Source organism: Parabacteroides sp. Y3-G-102 (assembly GCF_023656845.1).
GTDB classification, from domain to species: Bacteria; Bacteroidota; Bacteroidia; order Bacteroidales; family Tannerellaceae; genus Parabacteroides; species Parabacteroides distasonis.
Genome location: NZ_JAMOKU010000015.1, coordinates 97,957 through 116,912 on the forward strand (window position 1 = coordinate 97,957; position 18,956 = coordinate 116,912).

General features: G+C 44.3%; 14 protein-coding genes. 1 reads left to right on the plus strand and 13 read right to left on the minus strand.

Annotated features, from left to right (window positions below; genetic code table 11):
• The first annotated feature begins 141 nt into the window (after window positions 1-141).
• Window positions 142-405: a tetratricopeptide repeat protein gene (locus tag NBH16_RS09635; RefSeq protein WP_005859264.1), complete on the plus strand. Its 264-nt coding sequence runs from the start codon at window positions 142-144 to the stop codon at window positions 403-405.
• Window positions 406-689: 284 nt separating this feature from the next.
• On the opposite strand, the gene NBH16_RS09640 is transcribed toward NBH16_RS09635, so the two are convergent.
• From NBH16_RS09640 to NBH16_RS09700, 13 genes are all read right to left on the minus strand, one after another.
• The gene (locus tag NBH16_RS09640; RefSeq protein ID WP_229040593.1) at window positions 690-986 is read right to left on the minus strand and encodes a hypothetical protein; all 297 of its coding nucleotides are present in this window, start codon (window positions 984-986) and stop codon (window positions 690-692) included.
• 113 nt (window positions 987-1,099) lie between these two features.
• Complete coding sequence (locus NBH16_RS09645) at window positions 1,100-2,263, minus strand: PP2C family protein-serine/threonine phosphatase (RefSeq protein WP_005859268.1); 1,164 nt, start codon at window positions 2,261-2,263, stop codon at window positions 1,100-1,102.
• A gap of 11 nt (window positions 2,264-2,274) precedes the next feature.
• Window positions 2,275-3,126, minus strand: coding sequence for a sensor histidine kinase (locus tag NBH16_RS09650; protein ID WP_005867658.1), 852 nt, complete (start codon window positions 3,124-3,126; stop codon window positions 2,275-2,277).
• A 2-nt stretch (window positions 3,127-3,128) separates the two neighbouring features.
• Entirely contained in the window at window positions 3,129-4,259 is a 1,131-nt protein-coding gene (locus tag NBH16_RS09655) for a sensor histidine kinase (RefSeq protein ID WP_005867657.1), read from the minus strand.
• Window positions 4,260-4,274: 15 nt separating this feature from the next.
• On the minus strand, window positions 4,275-5,375 hold the full coding sequence (locus NBH16_RS09660; RefSeq protein WP_005867656.1) for a sensor histidine kinase: 1,101 nt from the start codon (window positions 5,373-5,375) through the stop codon (window positions 4,275-4,277).
• Window positions 5,376-5,392: 17 nt separating this feature from the next.
• Window positions 5,393-7,192, minus strand: a complete 1,800-nt coding sequence (locus NBH16_RS09665; RefSeq protein WP_250788427.1) for a TonB-dependent receptor — start codon at window positions 7,190-7,192, stop codon at window positions 5,393-5,395.
• A 9-nt stretch (window positions 7,193-7,201) separates the two neighbouring features.
• Window positions 7,202-10,201 (minus strand): tetratricopeptide repeat protein, encoded by a 3,000-nt coding sequence (locus tag NBH16_RS09670; RefSeq protein ID WP_048927185.1) that lies wholly within the window; start codon window positions 10,199-10,201, stop codon window positions 7,202-7,204.
• Window positions 10,202-10,297: 96 nt separating this feature from the next.
• Complete coding sequence (locus NBH16_RS09675; RefSeq protein ID WP_005867651.1) at window positions 10,298-10,819, minus strand: NUDIX domain-containing protein; 522 nt, start codon at window positions 10,817-10,819, stop codon at window positions 10,298-10,300.
• A 103-nt stretch (window positions 10,820-10,922) separates the two neighbouring features.
• Complete coding sequence (locus NBH16_RS09680; RefSeq protein ID WP_005867650.1) at window positions 10,923-11,909, minus strand: ROK family protein; 987 nt, start codon at window positions 11,907-11,909, stop codon at window positions 10,923-10,925.
• 168 nt (window positions 11,910-12,077) lie between these two features.
• Window positions 12,078-12,455 (minus strand): VOC family protein, encoded by a 378-nt coding sequence (locus NBH16_RS09685; protein ID WP_005867648.1) that lies wholly within the window; start codon window positions 12,453-12,455, stop codon window positions 12,078-12,080.
• A 48-nt stretch (window positions 12,456-12,503) separates the two neighbouring features.
• The gene (locus NBH16_RS09690) at window positions 12,504-13,226 is read right to left on the minus strand and encodes an MBL fold metallo-hydrolase (protein ID WP_196009397.1); all 723 of its coding nucleotides are present in this window, start codon (window positions 13,224-13,226) and stop codon (window positions 12,504-12,506) included.
• Window positions 13,227-13,351: 125 nt separating this feature from the next.
• Window positions 13,352-15,199 carry a RagB/SusD family nutrient uptake outer membrane protein gene (locus tag NBH16_RS09695; RefSeq protein ID WP_196009398.1) on the minus strand — a complete coding sequence of 616 codons (1,848 nt, stop codon included), beginning with the start codon at window positions 15,197-15,199 and terminating at the stop codon, window positions 13,352-13,354.
• Between the two features lie 44 nt (window positions 15,200-15,243).
• Entirely contained in the window at window positions 15,244-18,624 is a 3,381-nt protein-coding gene (locus tag NBH16_RS09700) for a SusC/RagA family TonB-linked outer membrane protein (RefSeq protein WP_121961507.1), read from the minus strand.
• Between the last annotated feature and the right edge of the window lie 332 nt (window positions 18,625-18,956).

Below are 18,956 nucleotides of genomic sequence, written 5' to 3' on the forward strand. Positions count from 1 at the left end.
AAATCGGGTGCAAACTTACACAAATAATTAACGTACGCGGTATATCGGTCACTAAAAAAGCGTTTTTTCCTATACATTATATATATAGTCACTCGTTTCTATTTACCTTCGCGAGACAAAATCAAAAGGTTATTCAAAAATATGGAAGAGATAAAGCGACTTATTTCAGAGAATAAACTAGAAGAAGCGATCCGGCTCTTGGACGCTTACCTCACGGAGCAACCGAGATCCGACGAGGCTTGGTTTCTCCTCGGAAAAGCTCATTATAAACTAGGCAACGTACGCCTAGCCCTCAACAGCTACCTACAAGCGATAGAGATCAATCCGGAAAGCCCGGCACAAGCGGCCTACGATATGGCGATCAAGGTGCTGGACTTTTATAATAAGGATATGTACAACCATTAAGAAGACAGAGCACCCGCACCCAAATAAATTCCAGAAGTACAAGTAGCCCTACTTTATACGTTTATGAAGTTAGTTGTTATTGATATAGCGTTTATTTGTATAATGCTCATTTACAACCTATAACGTAAGCTCTTCATAATAGGCATCGTTAAAGGCTTACAATGGGCATTATAAAGTGCTTATAATGGGCAATGTTAGGTGCTAAGAATGCCCATCGTAATTTGTAGAGACGGGGCGTGCCCCGTCTCTACAAGATATACAATGAATTTATGTTTCTTTAGATTTCAATCTTCCATGGGAGTAATCGTATAGTCATGCAGACAGAAGAATTCCTCTGTCAACATAGTTGGTGGAATCTTTCCCTCTTCCAAGGAATAGCCCACTCCACTGAAACGAACATTCAGCCCTTCCTGCTGATAAGCCATCGGCATATCCTCCACATAGTAATTACCCACGAAATCGATTGGTTTGGAACAAACTATGGCCCATAGATTCACCCGATCGTCCCAACGAATACGACCAAACTCATCAACTAGATCCGTCCTTCGCCCCATGCTCATGCTTATCCTCATGCTCATCATCACCGCAAGCGGTAAAGCCTAGCATGGTAATAGTACACAGGCAAAATGATAAAAATACAGAAAATGCTTTTTTCATATAAGTAAACTTTAAGAAATTACCTTTATCCAAATGATTATCCTTTATAAGTCAGCGCCAACATCGTAATATCATCGCTCTGCGTAGCGCCGTTCACGAATGATTGGACGGATTCGGATATACCTTCGATCATAGATTTGGGGGATTGGTTCTTTACGGAGCTACAAGCCTCTACCAAACGGATATCTCCATATTGCTCATTCCGCAGGTTCATCGCCTCACTGATTCCATCCGTATAGAGGAACAAGCTGTCTCCCGCCTCCAGTTTCAAGGATTGTTCTTTATAAGCTAATCCCGGCACGACTCCCAAGGCCATCCCACCAGTCATCGGCAAAAGAGATACCTTATCGTTCTTACGAATCCAAACCGGACGATTATGCCCCCCATTGCAATAAACCACGTCGCCCGTATGGATATTCAAGATCGCATAAAAAGTAGTGACAAACATCCCATTGACACTCTCACGGCACAATAGATCATTCGATTCCTTCATGCAGACCGCCGGGGAAAGCTGCCTAAGCGCCGTAGCACGGATCACCGTACGACTGATCGCCATGAAAATAGCGGCGGGAATCCCCTTATCCGACACGTCAGCGATCGTAAAACCCAGATGATTATCGTCCACCAAGAAGAAATCATAGAAATCACCCCCCACGGCTTTCGCCGCACTCATGGTCGCATAAAGATCGAATTGCTTATATTGCGGGAACGGAGGGAACTGCTTCGGCAAAATCGATTGCTGTATCTCACGTGCCACGTTCAAGTCATATTGGATCTCCTCTAGCTGATGATGTTCCTTTTGGGCCTCCTTGATAAAAGAAATCTGCTCGACCGCCTTCTCGATCGTACGTTCCAGATCCTCCATATCGATCGGCTTGGTAGCGAAGTCGAAAGCACCATGGTTCATGGCGGTACGAATATTCTCCATATCCCCGTAAGCCGATACGATGATACATTTCAAGGCCGGGTTACGCATCTCGTTAATCTTCGTCAGCAATGTCAAGCCATCCATCTCCGGCATATTGATATCGCTCAATATGATATCAAAGTCCGGATGGTCCAACATCATCCTCAACGCCTCCAAGCCATTATGGGCAAAGGAGAACTCATACTCTCCCTTACGGATCTTCCGACGGAAATATTGGGTTAGCAACGCTTCCAGATCCTGTTCGTCGTCTACGCTTAATATCTTGATCGCCATAATTCTTCTGTTTATTTCGTTAATGGAATAAGGAATATGAAACGGGTAAACTCACCTTCTTTCGATTCCACCTCTATCTTCCCGTCATGCTTCTCCTCTATAATGGATCGAGTGATAGATAGCCCCAAGCCAGTTCCCTCTCCCACCGGTTTCGTGGTGAAAAACGCGGAGAATATCTGCTCCCGGATATCCTCCGGCATACCGATACCATTATCCTCGATACTTAATCTTAAAGAATCTCCCTCCTTCCGTAGATCCACGGATATAACCGGCTCATACCCGATCGGCGAGAGCTTGGATTTACTATAGACCGCATAGCAAGCGTTATTCATGACATTCAATACCGCACGGCTCAAATCCTGCGGGATCACTTTCAGCATCGGAAGCCCCTCCTCGTAATGCTCCCGGATCGCAATATTGAAACCTTTATAGTTCGCTCGCATCGAATGATAAGCCAGCCAAACATATTCCTTCACCAGATTCTTGATATCCGTAGGGATGTACTCGTCATCCTTCCCTCTGGAATAAAGCAAGATACCCCGGATGATACTTGTCGCCCGGTTTCCATGTTCCTCGATCTTCTTCAAGTTACCATGCAAATCGTTAACGATCTCGCTAAACTCCTCATGCAAGGCGGTCAGCTTCTCCCAAGATTCCGGAGGCAAGACATCTTTCTCTTCTTCTAATATATCTTCCAAGTCATCCACTAACTTAGAGGACAGCTTACTGAAATTGATGACAAAGTTGAGCGGATTCTGGATCTCATGCGCAATCCCGGCACTCAACATACCTAAAGAAGATAATTTCTCTAAGTTCTTCACTTGCAAACGTAGCCGTTCTATTTCCTTACTCTGGTCTTCCATATCTATTCCTCCTCTTTAGGCGGTGTAATTGTTTTCGGTTGATATACAGGGATCGTAATTAGAAACTGGGTATATTCTCCTTTCTTACTCTCCACCTCGATGGTTCCCCGATGGTTTTGCACGATCTCACGGCATAGGTAAAGCCCTACGCCGGCCGCTTCCCCCGTTGTCTTTGTTGTGAAGAAAGGAGCGAATATCTTATCTTTTATATTCTCGTCGATACCGGACCCGTTATCCCGGATCGTTATTTCCAGCATATCCTTATTGACTTTCAATCCAAGGAATATCTCCGGACTAAAAGTCACGGTCTCCGATTTCTTCAACAGGGCATACATGGAATTTTTCAATATCCCGGCCAGAACCTTACTGAACTGCTCCACGTTTACCTCCATCATCAAAGACAACGTCAAATTATCGAAAACAATCCGGATATTCTTCTCTTGAATATCCTGCTCATACGTTTTCTTCAATTTATCCAAGGCGATCCGGCATAATCCGTTTATGTTGGTAAGCGTAAGATTACCTCTTCGGTCTTTCAGCAATTCCTCCATCGCCTTAACGATACGGACCGTATTGAAACCATGCTCGGAGATCTTCTCCAAATTACTGGTCATCATATTCAGCAAATCTACCGAGTCGTCATACACATCCGGTTTCAGATGCTCTTTCTGACTATCCAGATTTTCCCGGAGATCCTTGGCCAACCCCGATGTCAGATTCGCGAAGTTATTGATATAATTCAGTGGGTTCAAGATACGGTCCACCAAACCTTGGGTCAATTGCCCTACGGTAGCCATCCGTTCCTTACGGACCAGCTCGTCCTGCGCCTCACCCAAGGCTTTCAAAGCCGCCGCCAATTTCTCGGATTCCTCTTGGATAGCGTCTTTCTCCGAACGGATCTCCTGCGTACGCTCCTCTACCTCTTTTACCAAATACTCTTTTTGTTTGAGTTTCCGCTTGAAAACGAACTTAGAGATCTGGCAAAACAGAATCAAGAAAAGTAATCCGATCCATTCTTGATGACCGAACTTCACAGATACACAAATACCGACCAAGCTACCCAGTGTAACCCGTTCGCAAAGTTTAATCCGCCTTTTTAACCGATCGATCTCGGTATGTAAATCCTGTATCATGATGAACCTCCTTTCCTAACTATAAATAGGCAACGTAATCGTAACTTCCGTATATTTATCTTTCTCAGACTCGATAGCGATCGTACCCTTATGGTTCAACACGACCTCCCGACTCAAGTAAAGACCTGTTCCTGCCGCTTCCGCGGTCGGTTTGGTGGTAAAGAACGGAGAAAAGACTTTCGTCTTTATCGTTTCTTCTATACCGACGCCATTATCACGGATAACCACTTGCAACTTATCCGCTTGAATACGCAATACCAACGAGACAGAAGGCTGATATCCCGGCTCTCCGGCCTTCTTCAAGACCGCATATATACTATTATCCAATATCTGCGACAAGGCTTTTCCCATCTGATCGATATTCACCTCGATTGTCAACGGTACGGAAAGCCCGGAGAATGATAGATCTACTTGATTCTTCTCGATCTCCTTCGCGTAATTCTTTCGCAAGATATCCAGATTGACCCTACATAAATCATTAATATCCACGCAGGTTCGATTCGCCGAATGATCTTTCAGCAATTCTTCCATCGCTTTTACGATTCGCACCGTGTTATCACCATGCTTGGCGATCTTATCCAGATTGCCGGTCAAAAGAACCAGCAGTTCTTGCGTATCATTATAATTATCGTGTTTACCGGTCTCTTCGTCCTCATCGATATTCTGCTTGATATCTTTCGCTAATGCGGCAGACAAATGAGCGAAGTTATTGATATAATTCAAGGGATTCAAGATACGATCCACCAGACCTTTCGTTAATTGGCCGATCGATGCCAGACGTTCCTTACGAACCAACTCGTCCTGAGCGTCCGCCAAGGCAGAAAGGGCACGGGATAGTTTTTCCGACTCCGCTTGCATCGCATCCCGCTGGAAACGCAATTCCATCGTCCGCTGCTCCACGAGATTAGAGACGAACTGTCTTTTTCGCAGACGGAATTGCGTATAATACTTTAACAGGAATAGAAGGACTACGGCTCCCACCAAATAATAAACCAGTTCTTCCTTCTTCTGGTAAACCGCCAAGGCGATCCACGCTGTCCCGATCACGGTCAGCGTCTCGATCACCCGCATCCTCCAGCGAAGGCTTTCCAGTTGTTTGATATTTATGTCACCCATCCTTCCTATTTCAAGTGTTAGAAATTGATATTAACGCCAATCATCGCACTAAAGCTTTGCAAAGGATATCCGTAATATACCTCATACTTCTGGCAAAGGATATTATTCAATTTTGCGTAAACACCAAAGGTATCGTTGAAGGTATAGGTACCTGTTAGGTTTAGCTCGTTGATGTTGTTCATCTTATACTCGCCCGCTCCACCTAATTGGGTATAACGTCCAGTAGCCAAATAATAGTCCAGCAATACGGAGACATTCTTTACCGGACGAACCGTCAAGCCTGCCGTCACTTCCATCTCAGGTTTGCCCCAAGCATGGGCTAGTTCCCCGTTAGCTTCCCCACCAATCCATGTATCACCAAAATTCGCTTTCCAATTATTATATACTCCCTTTAAAGACACATCGAACAATTGTTGATAACTATACTTCAAGTTAGCGCCAATAAAAAGCTGTTTCGTATCGATATCAGACATAGCCTCGCTGAAATTCCCGAAGTGATCTCTATCATAAATTCTCGACGGCAAGAAAAGCACATCGCTGCTCGTTATCTTATAACCGGCGAACACATCGAACCAAAAACCAGGAGCCACGCCACTCTTTATACCTAAAGTAGCATCCAACCAATTACGGGAGGGGGCGATCTCTTTTGTAGGATTTACATAACGATTCACCAAAGAGGTCTCATACATACTATTGGAATATAACTTACCACCAGCGTTTAAGTAAAGCAAGGTCTTATCTGCCACCTCTATGTCTGCCGCAATATTGGGTGAAGCCATGAACTTACTATTATCACCGGTCACCAACATCACATTAGCACCCAATTTCAAGTTCCAGCTATCCCCCTCTACCTTATAATATGGGGAAAGGATTACTTCCGCATGATTCTCGAACTCATAAGTATAATAGGTACCTGATATAGTTTCTTTTTTTCCGGGTAAACTATAGTTGAAATACTCTACCTGTCCACCCAAGCCAATCCGCATATTCCCGTTAAAACCGGCATTCAAATCGAATTTAGCGTCAAAAGTATGTTCCGTAGGACCATCCGCTGGTTTGCCCAACCCGTATTTATGCGAGAAATTTATATAGCCCAAATCCAGTAAGTACCCGAACGGTGCGTCTTCCTTCGACTCAAATCCGATATTAGCAGCTATCGTCTGGTTTACTTGGTTTGTTTCTCGATCCGCTCTATTTAATAAATCCGAGTTCGTAGCACTTGATGTTACATCAATAGGCAGTCCATAATAATTAAACGCCGAATACCCGTACTTCGCACCGATACTAAATATCGTCTTATCAAAAACATGCTTGAAATTAATGCCTCCCAGATTGTCATTGAGTTTCGCCTTTACCTTCTCATCGTCCATCTGGATATATTTCACCTTTCCATTCGTAGAACGATGTGAATACCAAATATTCAACTTATCCTTCTCGGTACTCAAGATATGATATCCCAAATCACCATTTATATTTAGATAGGTACCGATACCAAAGTTAAAATATCCCCGGCGCTTGTTGTAATCCATCTGCGTCATGATATTTCCGGAAGGCAACAAACTAATCTCTTTCTGCGGATCGGCGGCGATCGTATAATTCGAGTAATCGATCGGGATCTTACGAACCTCCGGCTCTTTCACCACGGGAAGCGTATTTACCTTGCTAGCGTCCTGCACGGAAGGATCATACTCCCGTTCAAGCGTCATCTCTCGGTTCAGGTTCTTTTCTTTCGTAACATCCTCTTGCGCACTCGCAGCAGCAGCCGAACCCAGCAAAGCTACCACACACAACGCCTTTACATTATATATAGTCTTCATCGCTTTCTTTTATTTCTTTAGTTTACCCAATCTGTCTTCGATCATCGCGGCGATCTCATCATCACCCTTGTAGTTGTTTTGCAAACTAGTCAGATATTGACGAGCTTGGAAATCATCACCTTGGCGGATATAAATATCAGCCAACAAGATAAAGCCCCGTGCCAACCAATATTGGTGAGGCGTACCGTTCTCGATGAAGTTCATCAAGACAGTCTCGGCATTCTTATCATCCTTATTATCATAATACAATTGAGCCAATAGATATTTAGCCTCCGCCCCGTGTATCGTACGGGTATCCTTGCTGATCTCCTTCAAGTCGGCCAACGCCTTGTTCTCCTGCTTCAAGCTGATATAAGCCTTCGCACGGACATAACGGGCCTCGGACATAATCTCGGGAGATAGCTTCGGTTCCTTCAGCAAATCGTTGGCGGCAAGCAAAGCCTCTTGCGGCTGACCGGTCAACTCGGCGCAACGCATCAAGCCCAATTTAGCGGCCTCCTTATTCTCCGGATTCTCCGCTACCGCCTGTAGATGCTTGAAACTTTCCATAGCGGCGGCGTAATCCTTATCCAGATACTCGATCTCAGCCTTACGAGCCCAAGACTCTTCCCTGAATTTCGTATCACCGCTCTCCAATACCAACGAGAACAGACGTTTCGCCTCCTCCAGATCTTTCTTGGCAAAAGCGATACTTGCCAAATAGAAATTAGCGTTCGAGCTAAACGCTCCCTGCGGGAAGGTTTGCAAATAATTCGTCAAGCTACGACGAGCGCCCTCATTATCGCCTCGCATAAATAACTTCTCGGCCGCCAGATAGGTCAAGGAGTCTTGCTCACTCACCTCGAAACGAACATTTCCACCTAACGAATTCGCATAGGCGGCAAACGAATTGATATCGTTCAGCTCGATATATACGGACTTCAAGTCTTGCAAGGCCACTTTCGCCTCCTCGCTACCCGGATAATTGCTAATCACGCTCTTATAAGCGTCGGCCGCTTTCTCCGGCTGATTGTCGTTGAAGTAAATCAAACCAAGCTGTACGCCGGCCTTACGAGCCAGACTGCTTTGCGGGAAATCACGCATCAATTGCTCAAAGCTTGCCGCAGCCGCTTGATTGTTATCCAATAACACGTAAGAACGTCCTTTCTCGAACAAGGCATCATCCACATATTGTGATTCCGGGAACTCACGGATCAAGCGATCCATCACGCTGATCTTTCCCTTATAATCTTTCTGCAATCCCAGCAAGAAGCCCTTCTGATACACCGAATAATCTCCGGCGGACGGTTGCAATTGCGCCGCACGGGTATAATTCTCTTCCGCCATAGCGAACTGACGGTTGTGGAATAAACAATCGCCGATACGATTATAAGCGTCCGCATAAGCCGGAGTCTGCTGATTGCTTTCCAGATTCACGTATTGACGGAAACGGTTCAACGCCTCGCCATACTCTTTCAATTTGAAGTAGCTGTAACCTAAGTTATAATGTGCCAAGGCATACATATCCGTATTACGTTGGCGGGTATTATTCAAATAGGTACGATAATCGGAAATCGCCTTGTTATACTCACCTTGGCGATAATAAGATTCCCCACGCCAGAAATAAGCGTCGTTACGAGATTCCAGATTATAAGCGCCCAACGAAATCGCACGGCTGAAAAGATCGACCGCCTTATCCAATTCCATATTCGTGAACGCCTGCGTTCCCAACTGGAATAAGATATCTTGCTTCGCCTCCAAGATCTTCGTGCTCGGATGCTTGATCTTATCGATAGAGTTCAGAGCCGCTTGATAGTTCTTGGTAGTCAAATAAACCTCCACCAGATAATCGTTTACCTTATCGGCATATTTGGAATTCGGGAAATCATTCAAGAAATCCTCGAAGATTGTCACCGACTCGCCAAAGCCAGTGAAAGCGGTCTCGTGGATCAATAAAGCGTAATTATACATAGCCGCCTCTTTCACTTGCTTATCGAAAGAAGAAGTCGCGGCAGCCTCGAAGGCCATACGGGCGTTATTCTTATCTTTTAATTTCAGATAACTTTGCCCCAGATACAGATAAGCGTTCTGCGACAGGGCATCGTTCTCACGTACGGTCCGCCCCAAAGCGTTCACGGCGCTACTGTAATTACCCTTATTGTAATAACATACGCCCAAGATATATAAATCGCCCCTCAACGGGCTATCCGTCGAGGATACATATTTACTCAGCATATTAATCGCCTGATCCTCATTTCCCAGATGATAGTAGGCGTTACCCATGATACGGTAAACCTCGCTATTGTTCTCGCTATCCGGATAAGAGGCTAGCAATTCCTTACCTTCGCTGATCACTTTCTCGTATTTATTCTGGATAAAATAAATTTGCGTGATATAGTACAAAGATCGCTCCTTATAATCAGGCAAGTCCTTCAAGCGGGTAAATTCCACCAAGGCATTGTTGTATTTACCGGTTGCGTAATCGATATAAGCGACATAATAGGTAGATGCTTCCCGGTACTTCGTTCCGATCTGCTCGATCCGTGCGAAATAACCACGGGCCTTCTCCATATCCCCAATTTGCAACAAGGAATAAGCCAAACGGAAACAATAAACCTCCTGTTGTTCCGGACTTAGCATATCAATGTTCGATTCGTTAAACCAAAAGATAGCTTTCTGATATTCTCCCTGTCCGAAATGGGCGGAACCGATCAAGAAGTTCACCTCGTCCGCATGACGGGAAGCCGGGTACACATCCAGATAATCTTTCAATAACTCAACGGCATTGGGACGGCCTTGCTCATAAGCGGAGTAGACCAACATATAATCGGCTTCTTGAATCAAGTCGGCATCCGTGGAATGCTGTTTATACGCCTCCAGCTTATCGATGCAACCTGAATAATTCTTCAAACTAAACAACTCCTTGCCTTCGACAAACAAACGGTTCGGCGCATCAAATTGATACGATCTCTGCCCGCTTGCCATGTGGCTGCCTACTACCAGACACAGCGGAATAAGTATTCTTTTCATCACTCATTTGCTTTTTAATACAAGCACTTACTTCAGTGCCTATTCGTTCTAATTCGCAAATATAAGTAATATGCGCCAAACAGAAGGCAAGTTCTATCAATATTTACCAAGATAGATCGGTACCGCCTTTCGGATAGAGTCTAAACCGAAGTCTTCCGGATTCACATCCTCCGGGCGAAGGATCACGATCTCGGCGGCATCATCTTCCGCATGCACGTTATTGAAATCATCTACCAAACACTCATAAAACATATCCAGCGTATGCACCTCAAAGCCGGAATACATATATAAATTAGGCAAGGAAAACAAATAACGGCAATTCTGGATATGCAACCCCGTCTCCTCCCTTACTTCCCGGCGAGCGGCCTCCTCCCCCGACTCAAACATATCGACGAAGCCACCGGGCAAATCCAATGTACCTTTAGCCGGCTCTTTTCCTCGGCGAACCAGTAACAACTCCCCCTTAGCGTTCTTTATGAAACAAGCGACAGCCGATGACGGGTTGAAATAATAAACAAAACCGCACGCCATACATTTTTTCGCTTTCTCGTTATGTTCCACGAAAGCTTTTGCCCCGCAAACCGGGCAAAACTGAAATTGATACAACGGATGTCTCATACTTTATGATTTATAATTCAATTAAAAACAACAAGCCGCACCTAAATATAGATGCGGCTTGCCTTATTTCGCAAATGTCTTTTCGTTATACGCAAAACCGGATTTAGACTTCCAAACCAGCGCTTTGGTCTCTTACTTCCCAACCCAAAGCACTTGCTCCTAATACGGCAGCGTCGCTCTCTTTCAATTGAGAGAATAATAATTTAGTCTTACCTGCGTAAACTTTCAACATATTTTTCTCCATTGAACGTTTAATCGGGTTCATGATCAAATCGCCAGCTTTCGTAAGACCGCCAAACAAAATGATAGCCTCCGGGCTAGAGAATGCTACGAAATCAGCGAAAGCCTCTCCCAACATAGAGCCGGTAGCCTCGAAAATCTCAAGAGCGATCTTATCATTCTTCATAGCTGCGTCGTATACGTCTTTTGAAGTGATTTCATCCGGATCCAAGTCGCGAAGAACACTCTCGTCCTTACGGATTTCCAGATATTCACGAGCCGTACGAGCCACACCGGTAGCTGAAGCATAAGCCTCCAGACATCCTTGGCGACCGCAACCGCACTGACGACCATTGTTACGACGCATGATAACGTGGCCCAACTCGCCGGCAAAACCGTCATGTCCGTATACCAAGTTACCACCGATTACGATACCGCTACCCACGCCAGTACCCAAAGTGATCACGATAAAATCTTTCATACCGCGAGCGGCTCCATAAGTCATCTCACCGATAGCGGCAGCGTTGGCGTCGTTTGTTAAAGCAACAGGAATACCATCGATCTGTTCGCTGATCAATTGAGCCAAAGGAATCTTACCTTTCCAAGGCAAGTTCGGAGCGAATTCGATACATCCGTTGAAAAAGTTTCCGTTCGGAGCACCTACACCCACACCTTTAATCTTATCCGGACCACCAGCCTGATCAATAACAGACTTCAGACCTTTAGCTAATTCCGCTACATAGTCATTAACGTCTGCATATTTACCAGTCTTAATTGATCCACTATACAAGATTGTTCCTCTTGCGTCAACTACACCAAAAACAGTGTTGGTACCACCTATATCGATACCTACTACATAAGGCTTCTCCATGATTTTATATTTAGGATTAATAATGATTTTCCTCTTTCTGGGTAGCAAATATAAGAGGTTTAACACAAGTTGCAATACGATTTGAAGAAAATTTTACAGATTCCTGTCATTTTATCTTCTTTTTTCGAAAACTTATGTTAAGCAACATTGTTATATAATAATGGAGAATTATCGCAACGGTAATATCTCGATCCAATAGTCATCCGGATCATTAATAAAATACAATCCCATCTTGGTATTCTCGAAGCAAACCGCTCCCATTTCCTTGTGGTATTTACGTACCTCCTCATAATCGCCGGCTACCCGGAAACAAAGATGGCTCTCATTGTCGCCTAGCTCATAAGGTTCTTTCCGGTCACGCAGCCAAGTCAGCTCCATCAAGAAACCGGTTTGCTCATCCGTTAAATAAACCAATATAAAAGAACCGTCTTCCGCGACCTTTCGATGATGCTCTTTCAACCCCAACGCTTTGTTATAAAAAGCGATACTTTTCTCCAAATCTAATACGTTAATATTGAAATGGTCAAATCTGCCTTTAACTTCCATACCTAAATAAATTTATATGTTTTCTAAAACCTATACATTAATAATATATTATATATCGGTACCCTCACCCGGTACAGAAAGGACAACATACCGGCAACCTTTCGATTCGGCATACGGGGCAAAGGCCATGACCTCCGCCGGACGTTCCCAGAAATGCATCGGCACAAAGATACCGGTCCTTATCCGGTCGATGAATTGTTGGGCACCTCGCATAAAATCGGTCCCTAAGCGGGGATCTACCGGAAACATGACAACATCCATCGCCTGCGTATATTTCGCTATTATATCCAGTTCTTTCAGGTAATTCCCTTCCGCCTCCGCAACTTCCTGTGGAGTAGACTCATCTTTCCAATGCCAATTATTCAAGTCTCCGGCATGAAAAATCAGTTTACCTTGCGCCTCGATCAAAAAAGAGATACCGACATCGGTCGATCCGAACGCCCTAATCGTTAAATGCTCATCTTGGTACACATCTCCCTTCTTCATATAAAAAGCGTCCTCGGCTTTTGCCCGGCGGCGTTTCAAGATATCCTTGGAGAAAATATATTTGATATCGTCTTTCTCCTCTTTCCATTTCAACACGTCCGGATTAAAATGATCCGGATGGAAATGTGATGCCAATACGTACAACGTCCCCGGACGTTTTAATAGCTCCCCACGCACAAACCCCTTCGCTGGGTCCGGATTCGTATCTTTGAAATAATCGATCAAGATGGAGAAGCCTTCCGCCTCTACAACAAACCCGCTATGATAAATATACACCAGTCTCATCCTATTCTCTTTATTTGTTTATTAAAAAACACCGAAACCCTCCGGGTTGTTGACTTCATGCCGCAAATATACAAAACGGTCAGACATATCACATGCCTGACCGATACAGATTATTAACCTACGATTTATTTCCAATTCTCATTCTGGACTAAAACGCCTTCCATGGTCACGATTTGATCATTCGGGATCGGAAGAGTTACCCATTTAGCGTTATAAACGCAGTTGGCAAACTTTCCGAGATGCTTCTTCTCGTAAGTGATATAATTACTTATCTCATCGTACGCTATTCCCCAACGAGCTAAGTCGTACCAGCGATGACCTTCCATCGCCAACTCTAATTTACGCTCGAAACGTAAAGCGGCTAAAGCACCACCCTTGCTGTTGAATTGCGAATCCGGATACAAACCTACACGATAATTAGCCGCAGCGTTCGAATCCAACTTCCCATTCACTTTATCATCCAAGACATAAGATGTAGAAGTGGGCAACATCGTGGCAGCATCAACGCCCTTCACATACGAGTTTGCCGCACGGGCACGTACCTCATTTATATACTTCCCGGCCTCCTTATAATTTCCGTCGTGAATCAAGACTTCGGCATACCAAAGTAAAACATCCGCATAACGGATCAAATGGTAATTCTTGGCTGTAGAACTCGTCTCCGTAGATACGCTCGTACCGCCTTTATCCGCTTTTTTCGGTTGCCGCTTCTTATTCATATAAGGACCACCATTCGCGATATCACGTACCCACCCATCCAAGATAGAAGGAACCGTCCAGTCCCAATAAGGGACATCAAAACGACCGGTACTGATATCCAGACGAGGATCGGTAAAAACCTCTAAATCCGTATGTGGAATATTATCTGTCAAGGTAGTCAACGCCGGTTTATCTTGATATGATTTATCCAGATACGGCAAACCATTCTCGTCTACGATATGTGAGTTTACCAACTCATAGGAAGGTTGATAGAAACCCCATCCGGATGTGCCCATACCTCCCGGAGGAGCCGTATGCCATGAACCTTCGATAGAGTTCGTGATTACCTGAGAACCAGAGATAGTCCGCTGTATATCGAACACGGACTCACCGCTCCAATCGGCACTACCTGCCGTAAACAAATCCTCATAAGTATCCGCTAGTTTGAATTTCGTGCCATTATTATCCTGCCCATTCGCGATAATAGCCTCCAATAAAGCCTTGGCATCCGCCCAATGATCGGAAGAACCATTCGTACCGTTATAGGGTGAAGACTGATACAGCCTCAATTTTGCCAAGAAAGCGGCGGCGGCCCATTTATTGACACGTCCTTTATCGCTCGCCCAAATATCCGGCAGGTTATCATAAGCGAACTGTAAATCCTCGGCCACCTTATCCCATATGTAAATATAATTGCCAGACTCATCCACATTGGAAACTTTTGGGTTTACATCGCTAGCGAACTCCTCGCTTCCCACGTAAGGAATAGCGGCACCAAATAATTTCATTCCCTCAAAATGCCAGAATCCGCGGAAGAATCGGGCTTGGGCGATCGCTTCGGTATAAAAATCCTTTGATACGCCTTTTACGGAAGAAAGCTCGTCCTTGATCTTATCGATCATATTAATCACGTTGTTCGCACGATAGACACCTTCATAAACCACTTTCCATTTGGTATTCAAATATCCGTTGTCCGTAGTGATCGCATACGTTTCCAAGTTCGTAAAGTCAGACTGGTCCGTAAACGTAGACCCTTTATTCGCACTTCCACCCAGTACATCGCCATAGGCATAATTTGTCAAAGGAGCCGCAAAATACTCCTGTGTAAGCATCGATGAATACATTCCTGTAATCGCATAATTTATGCCTTCCTGATTCAGTAACTCTTCTTCACTGACCGCACCCACCGGCTTCACATCCAAGAAGTCAGAGCAAGAGGTCATCGCTCCTAATGAAGACGCCACTAACATTGAATATATAAATAGTCTTTTCATACTGTTTTTTTTAATCGTTATCAATATCCTTATCGAAATTCCTTTTAGAAAGAAATATTCACGCCTAAAATGAACTGGCGTGGCATACCATAAGAACCGTAGTCGATACCTTTCATCATATCGTTACTGCTATCTTCATTATTGCTACGAACCTCCGGATCCAAACCAGAATAGCCTGTTAATGTAAACACATTGGAAACCTGACCGTAAACACGAATCTTCTCAAATTTGATCTTACTCAAGATACTCTTTGGCAACGTATAACCGAGCGTCAATGTCTGCATACGCAAGTATGAACCGTCTTCTATATAAGTAGAATTGGATTCATTAGCCGCCTCCGTACCTTCATTAGATGTACCAGCCCATAATGGATAGATACCATCCGGGTTTGTAACGGGATCCCAAGAGTTTTCCAAGCGATCTTTAGAGAAGTTACTTTGTAATGCCCCGAAATGCGTATAATACTGATAATGTTTATACAAGTCGTTACCTACAGAGAAATAAAGGAATGTACTCAAATCAAAACCTTTCCAACCAACACTAAGGTTCACACCTCCCGTGAAGTCCGGATGCGGATTACCGATAATCGTACGGTCTTCCGCTCCAATCTTTCCATCTCCGTTCACGTCACGAATCTTATAACGACCTACCCATGATTGAGGATTCAAGCTGGCCTCGTCCGCCACGGCATACGGTAAAATCGTTTTTCCATCCGCGGTCTTATAGTTCAGCACATCTTGTTCACTCGTATAGATTCCATCCACTTGATAACCGTAGAACATCGCTACCGGTTGCCCTACCGTGGTGATGTTTACCTTACTCAAACGCGTATTCGTAAATAGATCCGAAGAACCTAATTGGGTAACCTTATTCTTATAGGTTGAGATATTGGCGTTTACCGAGTAACTAAAATCACCGACTTTATCTCTCCAGCCCACACTGAAATCAAGACCTTTATTCTGCATATCGCCAATATTGATCTTTGGCTTAGTAGCGTTACCGGCCAAAGCGGACCAGTTAGCGTTCACCAACAAATCTGAAGTCTTCTTAATATAATAATCGATACTTCCGGTCAAACGATTATTCAACGCCGTTACGTCTAAACCGACGTTAAACATCTTGGTTGTTTCCCACTTAGCATTCACATCCCCCAGATTTGAGATCGCATAGCCCGGAGACGCCCCTGAATCCGCACCTGTGATTCCATATAAATAATCATTTCCGGTCGCATATTGAAACGCATAATTATAGGCTCCGATATTAGAGTTACCGGTCGTTCCATAACCCGCACGCACCTTTAAATCATCCAACCACGTACGTGTCTTTTCCATAAAGACCTCATCCGACATACGCCAGCCTAAAGAAAGAGAAGGGAATGTACCCCAGCGGTTATCCTCGCCAAACCGGGAAGAAGCATCCCGGCGAACCGTTACAGTTGCCAAGTATTTACCTTTATAGGAATAATCGCCACGGAAAAACAAGCCGAACATCGTACTTTTATCAAACATTTTTCCTTCATTCTTCATATTGTCGGAAGAACCATTGTTTAATATCCATGTATTGGGATTATTCTCGAAGATATAATCATAGCGAATGGCTTTCATGCTTCGTCCCACACCAAATTTCATAGCTTCCGTACCGATCATAAATGTCACGTCATGATCTTCATTGAATTTCGTCTTATAAGTCGCCGTATTGGTCCACTGATAATCCAACCTCCAATTCGCGTTTTCCTCCAGATAATTTTGAGATTGCCCCTCTTTATTGGTAGCGATCGTCTTCTCACTCAACGCTTGGCTCCACATACCCATCAAACGAACACTGAACTGCGTACGAAGACTCAGGCCTTTGATCGGTTTCAACTCGGCGAAAGCCGCACTTTGCAATCGCATGAAACGAGTCCAATCATCCTGTTGATTCATGGCCGTCTGATAAGCCGTATTCGCACGTCCACCTTCCGAGGCCTGTGATCCCGCATAATCGCCACCGACATTATAAACAGGTACCCATGGCTGGATCGTATATGTTTGGGCGAATACGCTCGCATCGCCTTGACGCCCCCGCTCACCGCCCATCTCCATTACGGCGATATTGGAATTCTGGCCTATCGTGAAATATTTATTCGCGTTATAAGTAGAGTTGGCACGCAGTGAATAACGTTTAAAGAAAGAAGAGATAATCGTTCCTTCCCGATTAGTATAGCCTAAAGAGGCCGAGTAAGTTCCTTTCTCTCCACCTCCCAATAAAGAGATCTGATGATCCTGTACTTTACCCGTACGAGTCACCATATCATACCAATTCGTTCCTTTCCGGGCCTCCGCTTCCGAATATCCATCTTCCAACATCTGATAATAAGCGGAACGTGACCACGAACTACTACCATCCGGTTTATAGGAAGCCACCCACGCATCGATACTACCAAACTGCGAGATTACTTGATCTTTTGATAAACCGGCCGGTTTAATCGCATAAGGCATCGTCAATTCATCTTTATCGTTCAACGATCCGAATTGAGGATGAGCGGTAGGTGTTTGTCCACGATAATCCCGCACGTTTCTCATACCTTGTGCTTGCCATTCCATCGCCTCCCATCCATTCAACAAATCATAACCACTATTCGCCATCTTCGCCACACCAAAGTAACCATCATAAGATACTCGTACCCGGCCGCTTTTAGTTCCTTGCTTTGTCGTGATAATGATTACACCATTCGCTCCTTGCGCACCGTAAATCGCAGTAGCAGAAGCATCTTTCAAGACTTGCAAAGACTCGATATCATTCGGATTGACCGCGTCGATATCCACATTCGAGACACCGTCCACAACAATCAATGGGTCCGAACCATTCAACGAGCCGACACCACGGATACGGATAGTCGTCTCACCACTAGGTCCACCCGAGTTCGAGATATACACACCGGAAGCCTTTCCCTGCAAGGCTTCTGAGAATGTCGCTACCGGAGTCTCCTTCAACTCTTCCGTAGATACGACAGCGACAGACCCCGTAATATCTTTCTTCGCTTGGGTACCATAACCGACAACAACGACCTCATCCAAGGCTTGTGTGTCTTCCGCTAATTTTACTTTGATATTGTTCTGGCTATTCTTCAGAGAGATCTCTTGAGTTACATAGCCAATGTAAGATACCACCAATATGGCATTATCCGGCACACCATCAAGTATGACACGTCCGTCCATATCGGAAATATTTCCGATAGTTGTCCCTTTAACAAGGACATTCGCTCCAACAATTGGTCCTGCTTTGTCTGAAATAACGCAAGTGACTCTACGTCCATCTTGTTGCAGGGCATTGCCCCTTACGTCTGGTGTTAAATCGCCTACTTCAGTGGCCATGACTGGACTTGCGCCACATAAGAATAAAGAGGCTCCTAGAAACACCTGTTTCCATAATACTACATTATTCATACAACATTAGATTTTAAGGTATAAATCAATAAAAAACACAATCTAACAGCAAAATGATCTTTCCATATACAACAACATTCTAGATTTCAGTAAATTTCTGAATACTTATGGTCTAAATGTTTTTTCATAAACGACTAGCCTAAACGATCGTTTCTATTAGTCGTTTGTAAAGGTCTGTTTTTTTTTCGACACGTGCAACTTTTTGTTGATTTTTTTTTATTTTATCTTATTGCTAATGGGAGAGATAACCCTTCATCGATCTAAAAAAAGCTTTTCTTTTTCAAATCATCATTTCCTCTTTTCAAAAACGCAAGATTTAAACGATCGTTTAG